The organism is Streptosporangium sp. NPDC001559 (assembly GCF_042893955.1).
In the GTDB taxonomy this organism is placed as follows: domain Bacteria; phylum Actinomycetota; class Actinomycetes; order Streptosporangiales; family Streptosporangiaceae; genus Streptosporangium.
Map to the genome: position 1 here is coordinate 115,278 of NZ_JBIAVG010000022.1, position 20,583 is coordinate 135,860.

The window sequence follows — 20,583 nt, forward strand, 5'->3', positions numbered from 1 at the left end:
TGACGGCTCACTCGTCGTCGGGGAACAACTCGAATCCGCCGGATCGCTCCGCGCCCTGGCCGGAGACGGTGGTGCGGGTCACCCACGTGTCCGGCATCTGACGCAGCGCCTCGTCCTCCAAGGAGACGTGCCCGTCTTCGGGGTCAAGGGCGTCCGGCCTGGTCTCGAAGGTGGTGGAGCCGTCCCGTGCGTCGGACCGGGAAGGCGGCATCGGAACGGTGCCCGGGGTGTCGGGCTTCGGGGAAGAGGTGGCGTCCCGGCGCCAGATGTCCCCCATGGCCGAGGAGGCTCCGGCTCTCTCGGTCTGGGCGCCCGGGACGAAGCTGTCCTTGACGGAACGGAACTCGTGTCGTGCCGCCAGGTCGAGGATCTTCTCGTAGTTGCCGGGTTTCTGCATCATCTTGACGGTCACGGGCAGGCACTCGATCAGCAGGAACAGCAGGAACAGCAGGAGACGGGCCGCGTTGAGGGTGAAGTCCCTGCCGGAGACCTCGTTGAGCGCCCGTAGCCTGATCAGCAGTCCGTTGGCCGACCTGTTCTCCGCGTCGAAGGACTCCTGGAGGTCGCTCTGCCGTCGCACGGCGGCGTCGAGCTGCTCCTGGACCTTCGGCAGTTCGGCCTTGGCCGCCTCGAACCGGATCTGCTTGGTGGTCTCGTCGTTGGCGGTCAGTTCCCTCTTGCGCTTCTCGACCTGCTTGTTGAGGGTGTCGAGCCGGGAGCTCGCCTTGTCGTAGGCCGCCTTGCTCGCCTTGGCCACCACGCCGTCGCCCTTGCGGGGACAGGTCGGCCCGCCGTACAGCTGGCACTGCCATTTGTCGTAGTACTCGTCCGCCTGCTTCTTCTGCGCGTCGCGTTCGGCGGTCAGCGCCTTGATTTTCGGGTCTTTCGCCGGGTCCTGCGGCACGTCCCCCTGGGAGGCGATCACCTTCCGTAGATCGGCGACGGACTGGCGCAGGGCGGTGACGTCCTGGCCGATGTCGCCTTTCTTCTGCTCGCGGGTGAAGCTATTGGCGCGATCTTGTCTGATCTGGACGATCTGGGCGTCGATCTCGGATTTGAAGATCTGCAGAACGAGGGGGGTCGAGATGACCGCGCCGAGCAGCACGGCCATGAGGATTCTCGGTATGACCAGTCGCCAGCGGCGTGGCCCGTCCGTCTGGATGGAGCCGACCAGCCACCGGTCGAGGCTCATGATGGCCAGGCCCCACAGGACGCTGGCGGGCACGGCGAGGAAGATGCTGATGCCGAGCGCGCTGTACAGGGCGAACGTCATCGAGACGATGGCCAGCACGCCGGTGGTGAGGACCGCGCCACCGATGCCCTCGAACTTGCCGTGCTCGGTCGGGCAGCGCCTGACGATGTCGGGCTGGGCCCCGGACAGGGTGATCAGAAACTTTCTCACATGTTTCCTCTCGGGAATGGCTCCCCTGCTCGGATCATGAGCACCATGATTGCCTCGTATCAGATCTACCAGTACAGGGCCAGGATAGGCTATGCATATTGCCAAATATGAGCATGACGAATGACGGCGAAATATAGCCAAATTCCTGGCTTATGTCGTTTTTTCGGTTTGGCGGCATAGGTGACTATTCGGGGAACAAGACCGGCTTTGGGGAGATGTGGCAACGGGAGTCTTAGTTGACCGAATCGAGCTTGCTCCGCAAGACCTTCACCGAAGCGGTCGCCGAGCTGGGCGGAACCAGGCGCCTGTGCGTGGCGGAGGTCGCGGCTCAGGGCGTCACCGTCTTCGACCTGCACCGTGACGAGGCGGGAACGCCCCGTGGCCATGGGAGAGAGGTGGTCCGCTGGACCGACTCGGAGGACACCCTAGGAGGCCCCGGGGACAGGCAGACGGTTCTCGACGCCGTTCGGGCCTCCGCCGACACCACGGTGGTGCTGGTCGGCTCGGCTCCGGGTGACTCCCGGGCCGAGGAGGCGATGGAGTGGTTGAGGGCGGCCCACCCACGGGCGTTCTCCTTCACCCGCTCCGGACTGCGGGTCGAGGCGCTGCTCCGTGAGGTCGTCGCCGACGAACCCCTGTGCCGGTCTTACGAGCTCGTCGTCCTGAGACGACACCCAGCGACCAACCGGCTCGAACTCGCCTGCGCGCCGCTGTTCGCGATCGACACCCAGCGCGGCAGCTCCTCCGCCGTCACCGTCCGCTGCGAACCGAGCGACGAGCAGGGCACGGCGTTCGTGGTCGTGGCGTGGCAGGACCGGAGGCCCGCGCTGCTGTCCGTCCACACGGCGAAGGTCCCGCCGGGGCTCTACGAGATCACCGCCGAGCTGGAACGGCCCGGCCGGGTCGGCTTCTCCGGTCTGCCCGGCCTCACCAGAGACGGTCGAAGCTGGACCGAACTGGTGGCCGCGGTGCCGTACCGGCTCGAACCGTCGGTCGGGCCCGCGCATCTGATCTGCGCCGTCGAGATCAGCGGGGCGGCCGAGCGGGTGCATGAGAGGCTGCGGCGGGTCAGCCAGATGATCACCACGATATCCGGCGAGCTGGACGACCGGCTCCAGGTGTCGCTGGTCGCCTACGGCGCGCACTCCTTCCAGCGGAAGGTTCTCGACGATCCGATCGACGTCGCGGACTGGCAGGTGCCCGCCGAACGTGCCCGGCGGTCCCTGGAGCTCCTGGAGGAACGCGTCAGGGAACGCGAGGCCGTCTACCGGGGCTATACCGGCGCGGCGATGGTCGAGGACATGCTGGCCGAGGTGGCGAGCCGCCTTCCTGCGGCCTTCCAGGGGCGTACGGCGCTGCTCACGGTCGGCGACGGGCCGCCGCACCCGCCCAGGGCGCACCACTCGGAGATCCTGCCCTGCCCGCGCAGGATCGACTGGGAGCAGCAGGTGCGCAGGCTTGAGCGGTACCCCGGCCTGGTGTTCGGGGCGATCTGCGACCGGCCCCCGGGGACGGAGGGCTCCGCCTGGTCCCGCCTGGGCCGGGACGGGCTGGTCCGGCTCGACGACGCGGTGGACGTCCGGGAACTCGGCGCCGGGCTCGGCCTGATGGCGTCGCGGACCCAGCGGCTCCCCTTCCCCCTGATCGAGACGCCGTGAGTGAGATGTCAGCGAACAGATGGAATGAGGCTCACCGTGCACCCTGACCTGGGACAACCGGCACGTTCCGATCACAACATCGCCATATGGGGGGCGCCGGGCAGCGGGAAGACCACGTTCCTCGCCGCCCTCGACATCGCTCTCATCCTCAAGAAGGGACCGTGGCGGGTCATCGGGGCCGACGGTCCCTCGACCGACTTCCTCATCGAGATGACCACGGCGCTCTCCCACGACCAGCGCTTCCCGCCGGCGACCGGGGCACTGGGCCACTACCGCTGGTTCCTGAGCAAGAAGCCGGAGCCGCAGCCCAGGCGATGGGGGCGCAAGCGCAAGGAGGAGCGCGCCTGGAAGATCGGGATCGACGTGCTGGACGCGCCGGGCCGTTCGTACCACTCCAAGCGCGGGCGCGGGACCGACCGGGAGGACCTTCTCGACAACCTCGCCTCAAGCAGGGGCATCGTCTTCCTCTTCGACCCGATCCGCGAGTTCGAGGACGGGGACGCCTTCGCCTACCTGCACGGCGTGCTGGCCGACCTCGCCCAGCGGATGCTCGCCACGGACGAGTTCGCCGACGGCATGCTGCCGCACCACCTCGCCGTCTGCGTCACCAAGTTCGACGAACTGCGGGTTCTGAAGACCGCGCAGAGCCTGAGCCTGCTGAGCCCCGACCCCGGCGACCCCCACTGCTTCCCCCGGGTCGGAGAGGAGGACGCCGAGGAGTTGTTCCAGGCCCTGTCCACCGTCTCGGCCAGTGGAAACGCGAACATGGTGCTTCCCACCCTCAAACAGTTCTTCCACCCCGACCGGATCAAGTTCTTCGTGACCTCGTCGATCGGCTTCTACCTGAACCCGATGAGGGGGACCTTCGACCCCGACGACTTCCAGAACTTGATCCCCGAGGCACTCGGCGGCGCGGGCGGCGCGCGGGATCCGCACACCCCGCCGGGAAGCGGCTACCAGATCCGCGGGCAGGCGCACCCGATCAACGTGGTCGAGCCGATGCTCTGGCTCGGGCAGCAGCTGTCGTCGAACGGGGACGCGAAGGGAGTCCGATGACCAGGGGGGAGGTGCGGCTCACGGCGGAATGGGCTCTGTGGGGCAAACTCTCCGACACCAGGGACGACTACAACGTCCTGGCGTGCAGCAGGGGGCGGCTGGGCCACGACGACTTCGTCAAGATCGTCACCCGCTACGCGCCGGGGACCCCCACGGACCTGCCCCAGGTGACGGTCAGCTGGGTAGGGGGTATCGACACCCCCTACATCGGCCTGGCCATCCAGGAGTGGTCGGACCGCAGGGACCGGCTGGGCAGGCCGATCGCCGACACCCGCTACTTCTGCGTCCCCTACGGTCAGGTCGCCGACGGCCCGGTCTCCTACGAGGGGCTCTACGACGCCCTCGTCGGCCGCGTGTTGCCGGTCGACGGTCCCCTCGGCGTGAACGTCCCCGTCCTCGACCCGAGGGTGATCGCGGACCGGGTCGACAGGACGGCGATGAACGCTGCGGCGCTGCTGCTGACGGACGAGCAGGTCTGCGTGCTGCGGGGCGAGGCCGTCTCGATGCGCGAACGGCTGCGCTTCCTCGACACGGTCGCCGCGCTCCTGCCGTACGGCCTGCGGGCACGGCTGACGGTCTCGACGTGGACGGACAGCTCCGCTGAGCACCGGATCAAGCTCTCGTTCGCCAAGCACACCAGGGACGGGGCGTACTCCGTCACCTGGGGGGCCGACGACGCCGTCGCCGCCCGCCGTGACATCGCGGGCCGGTACGTGGAGCTGCTCGACGCGTTCTCCCCGGAGGAGGCCGTGACCAGGCTCGCGAGGCAGACCGAGCCGCTGTCGTTCAAGGACGCCCAGCACCGGGTCCTCACCCTGCTCGACGAGGCGAGCCGCGCGACGGCGCTGATGCCCGTCAGGTGGTCGTCCGCGCAGGTCGGCGAGGCGTTGAAGGCCTGCGCCGACCTCCTTGAGCAGGAACGGTATGACGAGCTTGAGGCTCGCCTGGGAAGGCTCAAGGCCGCCGCCGGTCTCCTCGACAGTGACCGGCGCCTCCACCGGGAGACCATCAAGGTGGAGCGGCTGCTGTGGGAGTACCCGAAGCTGCCCAGACGCCTGGAGACCTTCCTCTACGACACCGTTCTGGCCGTCGGGTACGGCCCCGAGCTCACCGTCGAGGGAGCTGGGAGGATTCAGGAGGAACTGGGCGGGCTGAGCAAAACGCTGGTCAACGCCATGCTGCGCATGCCCGCCGAGCCCGGCGCCGTGGTGAGACTGCTGCCGCTGTGTTCCGACGACGAACGCAGGGCGGACGTGCTGGGGAGGCTGCGGACCGAGGACCTGGTCGGGGTGGCCGCCGAGGAGCCGTTCGATCCACCGACCGTGCACCTGGTCTACCGGGAACTCGTCATCAGGGGTGGCGTCGAGGACCTGGCGATCGCCCCGGCGTTGCGGGAGCACGGCTATCTCGCCGCCGCGATCGAATCCGTTCATCCGGACGACGGGGAGACCCGGTTCGCCTGGTTCAGAAGCCTGCTGATCGCGGCCTACGGGCAGTCGCTCGGGCGCGCCGAGCTCAAGGAGGTGCTCAGGTTCCCCCTCCCGCCAGAGTCGGCGGGGTTGGTCGCCGCCGCGGTGAGTCTGTACGGCTCAGGCGCTCGGAACGTCCTGGTGGACGCCTTCTGCGAGTTTCTGGACCAGGCCCGGCTCGCCCCCAAGACGCTCGACCATGTGGTCAGCCAGCTGCTGCCTCCCGGCCCGAGCCCCCAGCCTGTGAGCCCCCAGCCCGTCCGGCCCCCGGTCACCGCCCCCCCGGTCGCCGGGTCTCTGGGCGGCCTGGTCCCCGCCTCGTCACCGCACCAGCACCCGCGTCCACGCAGAGGTCTCCTCGCCCGGTTCCAGCCGTTCGCCAGGAAACGCAGGGATGACAGCCGGCCTTATGGCCGTGCGATCCCCACAGGGGGCTGGGTCCTGATCGCCTTCTTCGGGATCGCGGCCATCGCTGTCGTCTACGCGGTGATCAGGGTGACCTCTTGACCGTACGGCTGACCGCTGAGTGGGCGCTGTGGGGCAAGGAGCCGGGGACGCGGGACGGGGAGAAGGTGCTCGTCTGCAGCGACGGGAAGGTGGGGGGTGGCGACTTCAGCAAGATCATTACCCGCTACGCGCCGGGCACCTCCACCGAACTGCCCCAGGTGACGATGAGCTGGTTCGGCGGCAGGGACAGCGCGCACCTGGGCCTGGCCGTACAGGAGTGGTCCGACGAGCGGGACGGGCTCGGCAGGGACATCGCGATCACCCGGTACTTCTGCGTGCCCTACGAGCGGGCAGCCGAGGGGCCGGTGTCCTTCGAAGGGCTCTACCGGGCGTTCGCCGATCGCGCGCTGCCCGTCACGGGGCCGCTCCTGGTGGATGTGCCGACTCTGGACCCGCAGGTGACCGCACGGGCCGCCGACGAGACCGTGGTGGGCGCGGCGGCGTTGCTGCTGACCGGGCAGCCGGTCTGCGTCGTGAACGGGGAGGACGTGCCGCTGCTCGACCGCCTGCTGTTCTTCGACGCGGTGACGGCGCTGCTGCCGTACGGCTTCAGGGCGAAGATGACCGCCTCGACCTGGACGGACAGCGCCTCGCGGCACCGGATCAGGCTGTCGTTCGCCAGACACGCGCCTCCGGGGGCGCATCCGGTCTCCTGGGGACGCGGGGCGGAGATCCCCGAGGATCAGGACGTCGCGCGTGTCTACCACAACGCGCTCCTGGGCGGCGACCGGCTCGTGGAGCTGACGGCGCGGTTCGCCCGGGACACCCGGCCGAGGTCCATGAGCGCGGAGAACCTCGCCACGGTCCTGTCGGTGCTCGGTGAACTCGGCCTCCTCTTCGAGTTGCCCGACATATCCGATATATCGGATTTTGAGGAGTGGTTGGCGACCGGGGGAGACGAGGTGCTGACCTCGTGCGCCGACGCACTCGGGCAGGGGCGGCTCGACATGCTCCCGCAACACCTGGTCCAGCTCAACATCCTGGCGGCGCAGGCGCGTGAGGGAGGCGAACAGGAACGCCACCGGCAGATCATCGGCGGCCGCAGACTGCTGGTGCCGGACCCCACGCTGGACCAGACGATCCAGGAACGCCTCTACGACGCGCTGCTGAGCCTGGCCTACGGGCCCCGGCTCACCGTCGACGGCCTCGACCGGATCATCCGCGACGCCGGACGCCGGATCCCACCGCCGCTGGTGGCCGCCCTGCGCCGGATGACGGTCGCCGAGCCGGCCGTCACGGTACGGCTCACCCGGTACCTCGGCGCGGCCGAACGCGCCGCGCTCCTCGCCTCGCTGTCGCCGGAGGACCTGGCCGACGCGGCGGCCCGGGAGCCCGTCGATCCGCCGGCCGCCAGGACCGCCTGCGACGAACTGGTACGGCGGGGCGCCGACGAGGCTGGGCGGGCGGCCGTCCGCGCCGCGCTGCGGCGACGCGGGCAGCTCGTCGAGGTGGTCCAGCGACTCCACCCGGGCGACCAGGAAGGCCAGATCCGGCGCCACCGCGACCTGCTGACCGCCGCCTACGGTCAGGAACTCGGAGAGGAGGCACTGCGGGAGGTGCTCTCCGTCGGGCTCCCTCCGGCGCCGTTGCTCGCCGCGCTGGCCCTCACGTGTGCGTGGGACGCTCGTCCCCTCCTCATGAGGGAGGTGTTCCTGACGCTGCTCGGACAGGGGATCACCCGTGAGCTCCTCGACGACGTCATGAGGGAGCTCGGTGAGCCCGGACGGGACCCGTCCGAGCGGCGGAGGAACACCGCCCGCCGCTCAGGACGGTCCTGACGGCTCACGCCTCGGAGAGCAGGGCCGTCCAGCGGGTGTGCAGCCGTTCGACCAGGTCGCGGTCGAACGGGGCCCGGTAGGTCACCTCGACCAGGCCCTCGTCGGCGACCGGGATGACGTCGAAGAACAGCCCGTACTTGGCGTGTCCCGCCTTCGGCGCCTCGATCTCGACGTCGAGACCGGGCCACGACAGCTCGGGCACCGCCGGGTTGAGGTCGAAGACGACCTCGACCGGCGTTCCCTGGTCGCCGGACGCGCCCAGCAGGGCACCGAGCCTTCCCTGGAGCCCGGCGCGGTAGTCCTCGAAGGAACCGGCCGCGGTGCTGGGGACGGCCACCACGTCGAGGAAGTGCCCGGCGAAGGCGTGCTCCCGCTCGGTCGTCCTGCGGTCCACGTGGACGCCGACGGACAGCTCGGCCCTGCCGGTCACCTCGTGCAGCGCGTGGCCGAACGCGCAGAAGGCGAGCGTGAACGGCGTGCAGCCCAGACCCCTGGCGCGTTCGGCGACCGCCCCCCACAGCCCCTCGGGCAGGCGGGAGGTGTGCCGGGCCGCCGGGGCGAAGTCCTCCTCGGCGACCGGCGCCACGGCCCCGACCGGTCCCGCGTCCCCCGCGCGGACGGGGACGGACGTGACGACCGGGGTCAGCGGAAGGCCCTTCTTCGCCTGGGCGTAGGCCTCGGTGAGATCGGACAGCAGGAGCGCGGCGGACACCCCGTCCATGACGACGTGGTGCGCGCACAGCACGAGCGTGTGCGGGCCATGCGGGCCAGGGCCGCGGTCGAGCAGCGCGGCGCGGAACAGCGGCCCCTGGTCCAGCGGGAACGGCCTGTCGGTCAGCTCCCGCGTCACCCGCTCGGCGTCCTGATCCGTCACGGCGTCGAGGACGGGAACGTCGAGCGTGGCCTCCGGGTCGCACCGCAGCAGCGTCCCGTCCCCGGAGAGCACGGCCCGCAGCGCCGGGTGACGGCGCCAGACCGCTCTGACCGCCGCGACCAGGGCGTCCCTGTCGAGGTCGCCGCGCAGGTGCAGCAGCACGGTCTCGTGGTAGGCGCTCCACTCGGGGCCGTGCTCGCTCTGGAGCCGTGCCAGCCGCCGCTGCTGCGGGGTCGCGGGCCATTCGAGGGGCTTCCTCGCGGGCAGGAAACCGGCGGAACGCAGCCGGTGCACCCCCCGCTGGATCGCCTCGACCAGCTCGTCGGCGTCCCGGTCGTCGTGGGCGGTGGACAGGAAGAACGTCCTGCCCTCCCAGACGTAGATCCCGTCGGACAGCAGGCTCTGGTACAGCATCTCCAGCTGCAACGGCTGGTAGAAGTTGGACGCGCCCCGGTACTCGAACCGCCACAGCGAGCCGAACGAGGCGATGGTGTAGGGCAGCTCCTCGGCCCGGATGATCTCGGAGAGCGCGTCGGTGATCCGCTTGGCCCGGCCGTTCAGGTCCTCGTAGAGCGCCGGTCCCCGGCTCTCCAGGTGGTCGAGTACGGCACGGGCCGCGCTGACCGCCAGCGGGTGTTTCTGGAAGGTCCCGCCGAACAGGGTCGTCGCCGCCGTCGGCGCGCTGTCGTCGCCGTAGCCCCAGCTGCCGCCGTCCATGCCGTCCATCAGGTCGGCGCGGCCCGCGATGGCCGCGATCGGCAGGCCGCCGCCGAGGATCTTGCCGTAGGTGGCCATGTCGGGCGTGATGCCGAAGTAGCCGGCCGCGCCCCGGATGCCGATCCGGAACCCGGTGATCATCTCGTCGAAGATCAGCACGATGCCGTGTTCCGCGGTGAAACGCCGCAGCTCGGCCAGGAACTCCGCGGGCTGCACGGACGGGTTGCGGTTCTGCACGGGCTCGACGACGATCGCGGCCAGCTCACCGGCCACGCTCCGCAGGTGGGCCAGCGATTCGGCCTCGCCGTACGGAAGCACGACGGCCTCGCCGATCGCGCCGGGGGACAGACCGGGGGCGATCGGCATGGACTGGCCGGGCTCAAGACCGCCCCGGGCCAGGACCGCGTCCACCAGCCCGTGGTAGGACTTCTCGAAGTAGGCGATCTTGTGACGGCCGGTGGCGAGCCTGGCCAGCCGGATCGCGCCCATCACGGCCTCGGAGCCGGTGTTGCAGAACGTCACCCGGTCGTGGCCGGTGACCCGGCAGAACTGCTCGGCCAGCTCGTAACTCTGCCGTAGCTGGTAGCCGAGGGAGAAGGCCCGGTCGAGCTGACGCCGTACGGCCTCGGAGACGAACTCGGGGGTGTGGCCGAAGAGCTGGACGCCGAACCCCATGCAGTAGTCCGTGTAGGGGTTGCCCGACTCGTCCCAGATCGTGGCGCCCTGAACCCGGTCGGCCACGATGGGGACGAGCAGTTCCTTCACCTCGGGCCTGAAGTTCGCCCACGGGCGGCTCTCGGCCAGGCGAGGCCGGTAGGCGCCCGCCAGCTTCTTCGACGCCGCGTCCCGCGCGTCCATCCGCGAGGCCAGCTCGTCCACGTAACGCTGCTGGTCGTCGGTGAGCCTGCCGGCGGGACGGGACGCGGGGGCCGTGACCGGCGGCGTGGAGACGGGCCTCGCCACGGGAGGCTCGGGGACCTGCGGAAGTCGAGGGGCGACGCCGTTGACCACGGGGGCGGGGGCGGGGAGAACGGAAGGCGCGGGGGCGCCACCGGGGGCGAGCGCCCGCAGCTGCTCCCGCATGAGGGCGAGCTGCTCGGCGACGACATGGGCGACGGTCGCGTCGACCGGCCCCGGCGCCGTGCTCTGCGCCAGGCCGTACACCAGGTTCTGTGCCGTGTTCTGCACCGTGTTCTGGGGCAGGGGCGCGACCGGGGCCACTGTGGGGACCGCTGTGGGGACCACCGTCTGGGACGTCGCCGTGGTGACCGCGACCGTCGTGGTCACCGGCGGGACCTGCGCCGGGGCCTGCGCCTCGACGGCGGAGGCCAGCGCCCGCACGGTCGGGTGCTCGTCGAACAGCATCGTCGGCTGGAAGGAGGTCCCGTACCGCTCGTTGATCTGGGAGACGACCTTCAGCAGCACCAGACTGTCGGCGCCCAGGTCCAGGAACCTGGCGTGGTCGGAGAGCTCGGCGGGACTCAGCTTGAGGTGTCCGGCGAGCAGCGTCCTGATCGTGGTGACGACGTCGTCCCTCATGCCGCTTTCCTTAGAGTTCTCGGTGAGCGCCCAGTGACGGGTCCGCTGCCAGGGATAGGTGGGGAGGCCGGGCAGGAACGCGCCGCCGGGGGAGACGGCCGTCCAGTCCAGTTCGGCCCCCGCTAGATAGAGATCGACGAGCGTGGGGACGGTGCCGCCGTCGCGGTGCGCCTGCACGACACGGGCGGTGCCGCCGTTGCGCCGCGCGGTCCTGACGATCCCCGACGCGAGGGTCGGCTTCGGGCCGATCTCAAGGAAGGCGCCGAACCCCATCTCGACCAGCGCCTCGATCGCCTCCTGGAAGCGGACGGGCCCGGTGATGCCCTCCGCCCAGTAGTCGGCGTCGAGCCGTACGCCGTTCACGATCGCGCCCAGCGAGGTCGAGCAGAACAACGCGGTCCCGCCGGGGGCCGTCGGCGCGACCCGTGCCCGCCGCATCGCCTCGGCGGCGGGCCGCATCAGCGGGCTGTGGAAGGCGTACTCGCCGGGCAGCGGCGTGCAGGTGAACCCGGCCTTCCTCAGCGCCTCGGTCGCGGTGGTCAGGGCGGGCTCGGCGCCGGAGACCACGAAGGCGCCGGGGCCGTTGCGGGCGGCGACCACGACCTCGTCCCCGAGGTACGGCGCCGCGTCGGCCACCGGGCCGCCCACGGCGACCACGTGACCGCTTCCGTGGGCCAGCCGCATCGCGGCCCCGCGCGCGGCCGTCAGCCGGGCCGCCGACTCCAGGTCCAGCAGCCCCGCCGCGTAGGCGGCGGCCGTCTCTCCCGCGCTGTGCCCGACGACGGCCGCCGGGACGATCCCCAGGGAACGCCACAGTTCGTACAGCCCGACCTGGAAGGTGAACAGCGTCGCCTGCGCCACGTCGGTGTACGGCGGCAACGCCTCCTGCCCGGTGAGCAGCGCCCGCACGGAGACGTCCAGTTCGGCGCGGAAGACCGGCTCGCAGCGCGCCACGACCTCGGCGAAGGGGGCCCGGTCCATCAGGTGGCGGGCCATGCCCGGGTACTGGGCGCCCTGACCGGAGAAGACCAGCACCGCGTCCCGCCAGGGCGGCCCGTCGTCGGAGGTCCTCGGCAGGTCCCGCAGCTCGCCCAGGAGGCGCGCCCTGCCCTCGGCGCCGTCCGCCACGACCAGGGCGGCCCGGTGCCGGTGGTGTGCCCGCCGTACGGCCGCGCTGTGGCACAGGTCGGCGAGGGAGACCTCCTCGTGCGCCTCGGCGAAGTCGGCGTAACGCCCGGCCAGGACCCGCAGGGCCTTCGCGCTGCGCGCGGAGAGCGGCAGCACCAGCGGCCTGCCCTCGGTCTTGGCTTCGGTCTCGGTCTCGGCCCTGGCTTCGGTCTCGCGGGTCGTGTCCGGTGGTTCGGGGGCGGAGGCCGTACGGGTGGGGGCGGCCGAGACGACGACGTGCGCGTTGGTGCCGCCGAAGCCGAACGAGCTGACCGCCCCGACCAGCGGCCCCTCGCCGGTCCAGGCGAGCGGTTCGGTGACCACCCGCATCCTGGTGCCCTCAAGCCTGAGCCTGGGGTTGGGCGGGGTCGAGTGCAGCGAGGCGGGCAGGTGGCCGTTGCGCAGGCACAGGACCAGCTTGACCAGCCCCGCGATCCCGGCCGCCGCCTCGGCGTGCCCGATGTTGGACTTCACCGAGCCGACGTGACACAGGCCCGTCCTCCGCCTGCCGTACGTGCGGGTCAGCGCGCCCATCTCGATCGGGTCGCCCAGCGCGGTGCCCGAACCGTGCGCCTCGACGTAGGAGACCGCCTCGGCGGGAAGGTCCGCGTCGGCGAGCGCGGCCCGGATCACCGCCTCCTGGGCGGGACCGTTGGGCGCGGTCAGGCCGTTGCTCCGGCCGTCCTGGTTGACCGCGGAACCCCGGATGACGGCCAGGATCTCGTCACCGTCGCGCACGGCCGCGTCGAGCGGCTTGAGCAGCAGCAGGGCACAGCCGTCGGAACGCACGAAACCGTCGCCGTCCGCGCCGAAGGAACGGCACCGCCCGTCCGAGGCCATCATCCCGAACCTGGACAGCGACACCCAGTTCTCCGGCGCCAGCACGAGATTGACCGCCCCGGCCAGCGCCACCGGGCAGGAACCGCGCCGCAGGCTCTGCACCGCCATGTCCACGGCCACCAGCCCCGAGGAACAGGCGGTGTCGACCGCGACACTCGGCCCGTGCATGTCCCAGGCGTAGGAGATGCGGTTGGCCGCGATGGACAGGGCCTGACCGGTGCTGAAGTACGGCCCGACGGCCGACAGGTCACCGCCCAGGGCACGGCCGTACTCGCTGCCGCTGATGCCGACGAAGACCCCGCAGTCACGGACCAGGTCGTGGGTCGGCGGCAACCCGGCACGTTCCATCGCCTCGTAGGCGACCTCAAGCAACAACCGCTGCTGGGGGTCCATCTGCTCGGCCTCAGCGGGGGAGAGGCCGAAGAAGGCGGCGTCGAACTCCTCGATCCCGTCGACGCAGCCCGCCCACCGGCTGCTGATCTTCCCGGCCTCCGCCGGGTCCGCCGAGTACAGCCTCTCGACGGACCACCGGCTGTGCGGCACCTCCCCGACGGCGTCCACCCCGTCGACCAGGAGCCGCCACAGCTCCTCGGGCGAGGTGACACCGCCGGGAAAGCGGCAGGCCATCGCGACGACGGCGATCTCTTTCACTCTGATTCCAGTGCTTTGGCCAGGTCGGAGATGGTCGGGTAGTCGAAGACCATCGACGAGGGGACCGGCGTGCCGAGCAGACGCTCCAGCTCCCCGGCCAGTTCGTGGGCGCCCTTGGAGTCGAGACCGTAGTCGGCGAAGGGGACGTGGTCGTCGAGCTGGGTGACCGGGACGCCGACCACCCTGCCAAGCAGGAACCTGAGCATCGGCTTGGCCGCGGCGGCGCTGACCCGCGCCGAGACCACGGTCCGCTCCGCGCGGTGACGCACCCGCAGCTCACCGGCGGCGAGCCTGCGACCGCACTCGTTCCTGCGGACCTTGCCGCTCGACGTCTTCGGCACGCTGCCCGGCTGGACCAGGGCGATCACGTCGAGCTTGAGCTGGAACGTCTCGGAGATCGCCCGCTGGATCGCGGTCGCCGTCGCCGCGAGCGACTCCTCGGACTGGTTGCCGCGCACCTCGCAGACCATGCCGACCGACTCACCGTCCTGGAAGGCCGCCAGGCAGCCGGGACGGATCTGCGGATCGGCCCGCTCGGCCACCTGCTCCAGGTCGACCGGGTGGTAGTTCTGGCCCCGGACGATGATGACGTCCTTGAGCCTGCCGGTGACGTACAGCTCGCCCTCGTGGAAGAAGCCCAGGTCACCGGTGTACAGCTCGGTCATCCTGGCCGGGTCCCCGTGGAAGCCCCGCGCCACGCCCCACCCGGTCACCCGGATCTCGCCGACGGCGTCCTCCGGCAGCCGCTCGCGAGTCGTCGGGGAGACGATCGAGACGTTGATGCCGGGGATCGGACGCCCGCAGGACAGAAGCGTCCGCCCGGTCGGCGACGGCTTCACGACGCTCTCGGCGAGCGCGTCCCGGTCGGCGACGATCCGGCCCGCCGTCTCGTGCAACGGGGGAGTCGTCACCGCGAGCGTGCACTCGGCCAGGCCGTACGAGGGGCGCATCGCGGCGGGGTCGAAGCCGTACGGGGCGAAGGACTCGATGAAACGGTCGACGGTCTCGGCCCGCACCGGCTCGGCGCCGTTGATCGCCACCCGCCAGGTGTCCAGCCGCAACCCGGCTCGCCTGGCCTCGGGAATCCTGCGCAGGCACAGGTCGTAGGCGAAGTCGGGGGCGGCGGCGTGGGTGCCTCCGAAGTCGGAGATCGCCCGCAGCCAGCGCTCCGGGTCACGCACGAAGGCCTGCGGCGACAGCGTCACGATGCGGGCACCCCGCAGCAGCGGGACCAGGGTGCCCAGCACGAGGCCGAGGTCGTGGAAGACCGGTACCCAGGTCACCAGCACCGAATCGGAGTCGAGGCCGAGGACGGGGCCGAAGTAGTCGGTTTCGTCGAGCACGTTGCCGTGCGTGATCTCGATGCCGCGCGGCGAACCGGTCGAGCCCGAGGTGTACTGCAGGTAGGCGACGTCGTCCCGCTGGGCCGTACGCTCACGCGCGGGTCCCGGCTCGCCCGGTACGGCGTGGCTGAGCCACGTCACCTCCGACAGGCGCGGGCTCAGCGCGACCACGTCGGCCACGGCCACCTGACGGGCGGCCGTCGCCGCGGTGATGCCGGCGTCCTCGACGATCCTGGTGAGGCGTTCGGCGGCCCGGTGGTAGGGGATCTGCGGTTCGGGCGCGGGGACGGGAACCGCCCCGGCCATCAGACAGCCGAAGAACTCCACGATGAAGTCGACACCCGCATTGTGCAGCAACATGACGTGCTGCCCGGGGGCGACGACCGCGCTCAACCTGGTGGCGAACTCGGCGGCTCTGGCGTGGAGCTCGCCGAAGGTCACCTCCAGGCGCCTGGGCGTGTGCCCGGCCTCGAAGTCAAGATGGGTGACGGCCAGCCGGTCCGGCCGTAAGCGCGCCTGATGCGCGAGGGCGTCCTCGATGAGCTGCACGGGCTCAGATCCGTTCACGCAGGCTGCGCGGGCGCATGTCGGTCCACACCTTCTCGATGTGGGCCAGGCACTCGTCCTCGGACCCCCGATGACCGGCGTCGGCCCACCCCGGGGGGAGCGTCCGTTCCGCGGGCCATATCGAGTATTGGTCTTCGTCGTTGACCACGACGACGTGGGTCATTGGAGCTCCTCGCGGTAGTTGGAGTACGGCTGGGCGGTCATGGCGTGCACGGCCCGCAGGAAGGAGTCCGCGTAGTCCGCGGCGACCGTGTGCGGCAGTTTCGAGGCCGGATAGTCGGCGATGAGCAGGGCCCGGTCCGTGGACGGGTCCTGCACGAACCCGATGCTGAGCGTGAAGTGGTTGGGTTCGTACCGCATCGTCGGCGCGCACCCGATGCGTTCGTCGTCGATCCGGACCCCGGCGAGCGCGTGGAACCGGTTGAATCCGAAGTTGGCGTCCAGATTCCAGTCGCGCATGTGACGGGCGAGCGTCGCGAACGGCACCCGCCGGTGGGGCATGATCGCCGTCTCCTCCCGGTGCACCCGCCGTACCAGGTCGATCCAGGTCCCGCCGTCGAGACTGACGGAGAAGGGGACCGTGTTGAGGAACAGACCGAGCGCCTCCGTGCCCGCCTCCTCCTCGACCCTGCCGTTGACGCCGAGACCGGTGACGACCTCCGTACGGCCCGACACCCGGCCGAGGGCGACCAGGTGGGCGGTCAGGGCGACGCTCTTCCTGCTGGTGCCCGCCGTCACGGCCAGCTGGGACATCGCCCGGAACAGCTCGCCGTTCACCTCGCGGTCGATGCTGTGCGCCACGGTCGCCGTCTGACCGAGACCGGTGAACAGGGTGCCGTCCACCCCGGACAGGCGTTCCTTCCAGAACGCGACCGATTCCGCCGAGCCCGCCGCGGCCCGTTCCAGGGCGATGAACCTGCTGAAACGCGACTTCGGCGGTGCCGCGGGCGGCGTCTCGGGGTGGTCGCGCAGCAGGGTGTGCCGCTTGAGGATCTCGGCGACCAGGGAGGTGAAGCTCCAGCCGTCCAGGATCGCGTGGTGCTCGGTGAGCGTGAGCTGGAAGGCCGTCGGGGACAGCCGCTGGGCCGTCGCCCGGAACAGCGGGGCCGTACGCAGGTCGAACGGGGTCGCCCACTCACGTTCGACGAGCGCGGTGATCGCCGCCTGCTGGTCGGCGCCCTGGAGGTCCTCGACGGTCAGCGGCGACGGCGCGGCACGGTGGACGAGCTGCATGGGCTCGCTGAAGGAGGCCAGGTCGAGGGAGGTGCGCAGCACCGGGTGCCGCGCCACGGCCTCGGTCAGGACCCTGGCGAGCGCCTCCTCGTCCAGCGGCGTCGCCACCCGGTAGCTGTTGACGTTGTGGTACGGCCGCCGCTCGGGTTCGAGCTCCATGTGGTAGACCATCGCCAGCTGCATGGAGGTCATCGGGTAGGCGTCCACGACGTCGTCGAGCGCCTCGACCCGCCGCCGGTCGGCCTCGCCGAGCAGCGAGAACGGCTCGGGAGGCGGCCCGTCCTCGGCCGGCGTCATCAGGGCCGCCGCCTCGTGGACCGTGGGGTGGGCGAACAGCACGTCGAGCGGCAGCGCGTAGCCCGACCGCCTGAGCCGTCCGGAGACCTGCACGCTGCGCACCGAGTCGCCGCCCAGCTCGAAGAAGTTGTCTTCCCTGCCGACCCGGTCCAGTTTCAGCACCTCGGCCAGGGCGTCGGCCAACGCCTGCTCCGCGGGGCCGACCGGCGGGTCGTAGGGCCGCTCCCCGCGTCCCGGGTCGGGCAGCGCCCGCTGGTCCACCTTGCCGTTCGGGGTCAGCGGGATGCCGTCCAGCGGCACGACCGCCGACGGCACCATGTAGTCCGGCAGTCTGGCCGCCAGGTAGGCGCGCAGCTCGGACGCCCCCGGCCACCCGTCGCGGGGCACGACGTAGGCCAGCAGCCGCCCCTCCCTGACCACGACCACGCAGGAACGCACCGCGTCGTGCCCGTCGAGGACCCGCTGGATCTCACCCGGTTCGATGCGGAAACCACGGATCTTGACCTGGTCGTCGATCCTGCCGAGGTACTCCAGGTCCCCGCCGGGCAGCCTGCGGACCAGGTCACCGCTGCGGTAACGCCGCGCCCCCGGCCTCGCCGGGTCGGGCACGAAACGCGAGGCGGTCAGCCCGGGACGGCCCACGTAGACACCGGTCACCCCGTACCCGCCGACGTACAGCTCCCCGGGCACCCCGTCCGGTACGGCCCGGCCGTGCCGGTCGACGATCTCGGCCGACAGGTGGGGCAGGGGCCGCCCGATCACGCTGCGGTCGAAGGGCGTCTCCGGGGTGATGTCGTAGGCCGTGACGTGAACCGTCGTCTCGGTGATGCCGTACATGTTGCACAACCGGGCGTTCGGCCCCGCCCCGGTGGCGAACCACCGGCGCACGTGGTGCGGCTGCAGCGCCTCACCGCCGAAGACGATCAGCCTGAGGTCTTCGAGAACCCTCGGCGCCTCCTCGAAGAGGCCGACGAGCTGACCGAACGCGGAGGGAGTCTGGCTGAGGCAGGTGACCCGCTCCCGCTGCAGGAGGCCGGCGAAGTCCTCCGGCGACCTGGCGACCTCCTTCGGCACGACCACCAGGCGTCCGCCGTACAGCAGGGCACCCCACATCTCCCACACGGAGAAGTCGAAGGTGTAGGAGTGGAACAGCGTCCACACGTCACCCGGGCCGGGGATGAAACGCTCCTCGGTCGCGTCGAACAGCTCCGCCACGTTCGCGTGGGTGACGGCCACCCCCTTCGGGCGGCCGGTCGAGCCCGAGGTGTAGATGATGTACGCGGTCGTCCCGAGGGGGACCGCCAGGCCGAGGTTGTCCGACGGATGGTCGGCGATGGCCTCCGCCTCCTCGTCGAGCCCGACGGTGACGCCCTCCCCTGCCCGGTCGGCGACGACCACCTTGGCGCCCGCGTCCTCAAGCAGGAACGCCACCCGTTCCGCCGGGGTCTCCGGGGCGATCGGCAGGTAGGCGGCGCCCGCCTTCAGCACCGCGAGCACGGCCTCGACCTGGCGGGGAGCGCGTTCGAGCAGCAGGGCGACCCGGTCGCCCGGCCGTACGCCACGGGCCCGCAGGTGACGGGCCAGCCGGTTGGCCCTGGCGTTGAGCTCCTCGTAGGTGACGTCGGTCGCGAGCCGCTCCCGGTGCAGGGCGGTGACCGCCTCGAAACGCTCGTGCAGGCAGGCCCGGGGCTCACGGCTCACCGGTACGGCGACGCCGTGCCCGCCACCGGAGGTCAGGGGCAGCTCGGAGACCGAGGTCCCCGGCGCCTCGACGGCGGCGCTCAGCAGGGTCAGCCAGTGCCCGGCCAGCCGTTCGACCGTGGCGGCGTCGAACAAGCCCGTGGCGTACTCGACCTCGCCCCGCATGCGACGCCCGTCGTCGAAGACGGACAGCAGCAGGTCGAACTTGGCGGTGCCGGTGGTCATGACACGCGGGGTCCCGCTCACCTCGCCGAGCCGCATCGGCCCCGTGTCCTGCGCGCCGTGCGCGCCGAAGGCGACGTTCATCAGCGGCCGGTCGACGACCATGTCGAGCGGTGCCCGATGGTGGTCGAGGTCCTCCATGACGTCGCGGCCGACCGCGGCCAGCAGCTCGTGGAAGCTCTCCCCGCCGTCGATCCTGGTGCGCAACGGCAGCACGGTGACGAAGTAGCCGATCAGGTCCTCGATCTCGATCCGGTCCCTGCCCGCGACCGGGGAGCCGATGACAAGGTCGTCCTGGCCGGTGTAGCGGTGCAGCAACACCGCGAACGCGGTGAACAGCACGACGAACGGGGTGACCTCCTCGTCCATGGCCAGCACGCGCACCCGTTCGGTCACCTCGGGCGGCAGGTCGAACAGGTGGGTCGCCCCCTCCGTCAACCGCACCGGGGGACGGGGCCGGTCGGTGTGCAGCGTCACCCGTTCCGGCGCGCCCGCCAGGCGCCGCTGCCAGTAGTCGAGGTCCTCACGCGGGTCCTGCTCCCGCTGCCACGCCGCGTAGTCGGCGTACTGGATCGGCGGCGCGGGCAGCCGGGGCGTACGGCCCTCGGCCCGCGCGGTGTACAGCACGGCCAGCTCGTGCTCGAAGACCGGCAGCGAGAGCCCGTCACAGGCGATGTGGTGGAAGACGACCACCAGGACGCACCCGTCCTCGGCCCAGCGCAGCAGCCGCGCCCGGACCGGCAGGTCACGCTCCAGGTCGAACGGCCTGCGCGCCTCGTCGAGGACCAGGTCGTCGACGGCCTCCGGCGCGCACTCGGTCACCGCCAGCCCGAACGCCGCCTCCTGCCTGACCACCTGGTACGGCTCCGACACCGAGGCGAGGAACGCGCTGCGCAGGATGTCGTGCCGCCCGACGATCGTCCCAAGGCACTCCGCGAGCAATTCGGCGTCAACCGGCCCTTCGAGCCGCAGCACCCAGGGGATGTTGTGCAACGCGGTGCCCGGGGCCAGCCGGTCGAGCAGCCACAGGGCACGCTGGCCGTACGTGAGCGGAGCCGTCTCCAGGTTCCCCGGCCTGAGCGGCTGCCAGCCGTGTTCGACGGTCGTCATGTCAGTTCTCCCCGTCCGTGAGGCCGGCCACGGCCGCCGCCCACTCGTGGTCGCTCATCTCCGGCAGCGCGGCGACGGCCTCCGCCCGGCGCAGTACGGCCTCCGGCGAGGACGCCTTCTCCAGCAGCACCGCGGCCTGTTCCGCGACGGTCCTCGCGGTGAAGAACACCCGGGGCGGCAGGTCGATCCGCAGTGCCACCGCGACCCGCGCCTTCACCTTGGCGATCGCGAACGAGTGCGCCCCCAGCTCGAACACGTCGTCCTCGGCGCCCACGGACGCCAGGCCGAGCACCCGCCCCCAGATACCGGTGAGGGTGTCGTGTAGGGGGCTGGTTCGCTGTTCGGCGGTGGTGTCGTTGGTGGTGTCGTTGGTCGGTAGGGGGGTGAGGGTGTGGGGTGGGGGCAGGGCGTTGCGGTCGGTCTTGCCGTTGTGGGTGGTGGGCAGGTGGGGC

The 20,583-nt window shown here is 71.2% G+C and carries 10 protein-coding genes; 4 read left to right on the forward strand and 6 right to left on the reverse strand.

Annotated features, from left to right (window positions below; translation table 11 throughout):
• Positions 1-7: 7 nt before the first annotated feature.
• Complete coding sequence (locus ACFYY8_RS36950; protein WP_390049279.1) at positions 8-1,402, reverse strand: DUF4407 domain-containing protein; 1,395 nt, start codon at positions 1,400-1,402, stop codon at positions 8-10.
• 236 nt (positions 1,403-1,638) lie between these two features.
• Here ACFYY8_RS36950 and ACFYY8_RS36955 point away from each other — a divergent pair, with 236 nt between their 5' ends.
• From ACFYY8_RS36955 to ACFYY8_RS36970, 4 genes are read left to right on the forward strand one after another with little or no spacing between them, the layout of a single operon-like run.
• Positions 1,639-3,060 (forward strand): hypothetical protein, encoded by a 1,422-nt coding sequence (locus ACFYY8_RS36955; protein WP_390049281.1) that lies wholly within the window; start codon positions 1,639-1,641, stop codon positions 3,058-3,060.
• Between the two features lie 36 nt (positions 3,061-3,096).
• Complete coding sequence (locus tag ACFYY8_RS36960; RefSeq protein WP_390049284.1) at positions 3,097-4,116, forward strand: hypothetical protein; 1,020 nt, start codon at positions 3,097-3,099, stop codon at positions 4,114-4,116.
• Positions 4,113-6,092 (forward strand): hypothetical protein, encoded by a 1,980-nt coding sequence (locus ACFYY8_RS36965; protein ID WP_390049287.1) that lies wholly within the window; start codon positions 4,113-4,115, stop codon positions 6,090-6,092. Before ACFYY8_RS36960 ends, ACFYY8_RS36965 begins: the two co-directional genes overlap by 4 nt.
• The gene (locus ACFYY8_RS36970) at positions 6,089-7,870 is read left to right on the forward strand and encodes a hypothetical protein (RefSeq protein WP_390049289.1); all 1,782 of its coding nucleotides are present in this window, start codon (positions 6,089-6,091) and stop codon (positions 7,868-7,870) included. The genes ACFYY8_RS36965 and ACFYY8_RS36970 overlap by 4 nt, the downstream gene beginning before the upstream one ends.
• Before the next feature lie 4 nt (positions 7,871-7,874).
• On the opposite strand, the gene ACFYY8_RS36975 is transcribed toward ACFYY8_RS36970, so the two are convergent.
• The 5 genes from ACFYY8_RS36975 to ACFYY8_RS36995 form a co-directional block, all read right to left on the reverse strand.
• The gene (locus ACFYY8_RS36975) at positions 7,875-13,658 is read right to left on the reverse strand and encodes an aminotransferase class III-fold pyridoxal phosphate-dependent enzyme (RefSeq protein ID WP_390049291.1); all 5,784 of its coding nucleotides are present in this window, start codon (positions 13,656-13,658) and stop codon (positions 7,875-7,877) included.
• Positions 13,655-15,550, reverse strand: coding sequence for an AMP-binding protein (locus tag ACFYY8_RS36980; protein WP_390049293.1), 1,896 nt, complete (start codon positions 15,548-15,550; stop codon positions 13,655-13,657). Before ACFYY8_RS36980 ends, ACFYY8_RS36975 begins: the two co-directional genes overlap by 4 nt.
• Positions 15,551-15,554: 4 nt before the next feature.
• Positions 15,555-15,731, reverse strand: a complete 177-nt coding sequence (locus tag ACFYY8_RS36985) for an MbtH family NRPS accessory protein (protein WP_352012967.1) — start codon at positions 15,729-15,731, stop codon at positions 15,555-15,557.
• Positions 15,728-20,131, reverse strand: a complete 4,404-nt coding sequence (locus ACFYY8_RS36990) for an amino acid adenylation domain-containing protein (protein ID WP_390049295.1) — start codon at positions 20,129-20,131, stop codon at positions 15,728-15,730. The genes ACFYY8_RS36985 and ACFYY8_RS36990 overlap by 4 nt, the downstream gene beginning before the upstream one ends.
• Before the next feature lies 1 nt (position 20,132).
• Positions 20,133-20,583, reverse strand: a 451-nt coding sequence (locus ACFYY8_RS36995) for a phosphopantetheine-binding protein (protein ID WP_390049297.1), incomplete at its 5' end; no start/stop codon positions are given.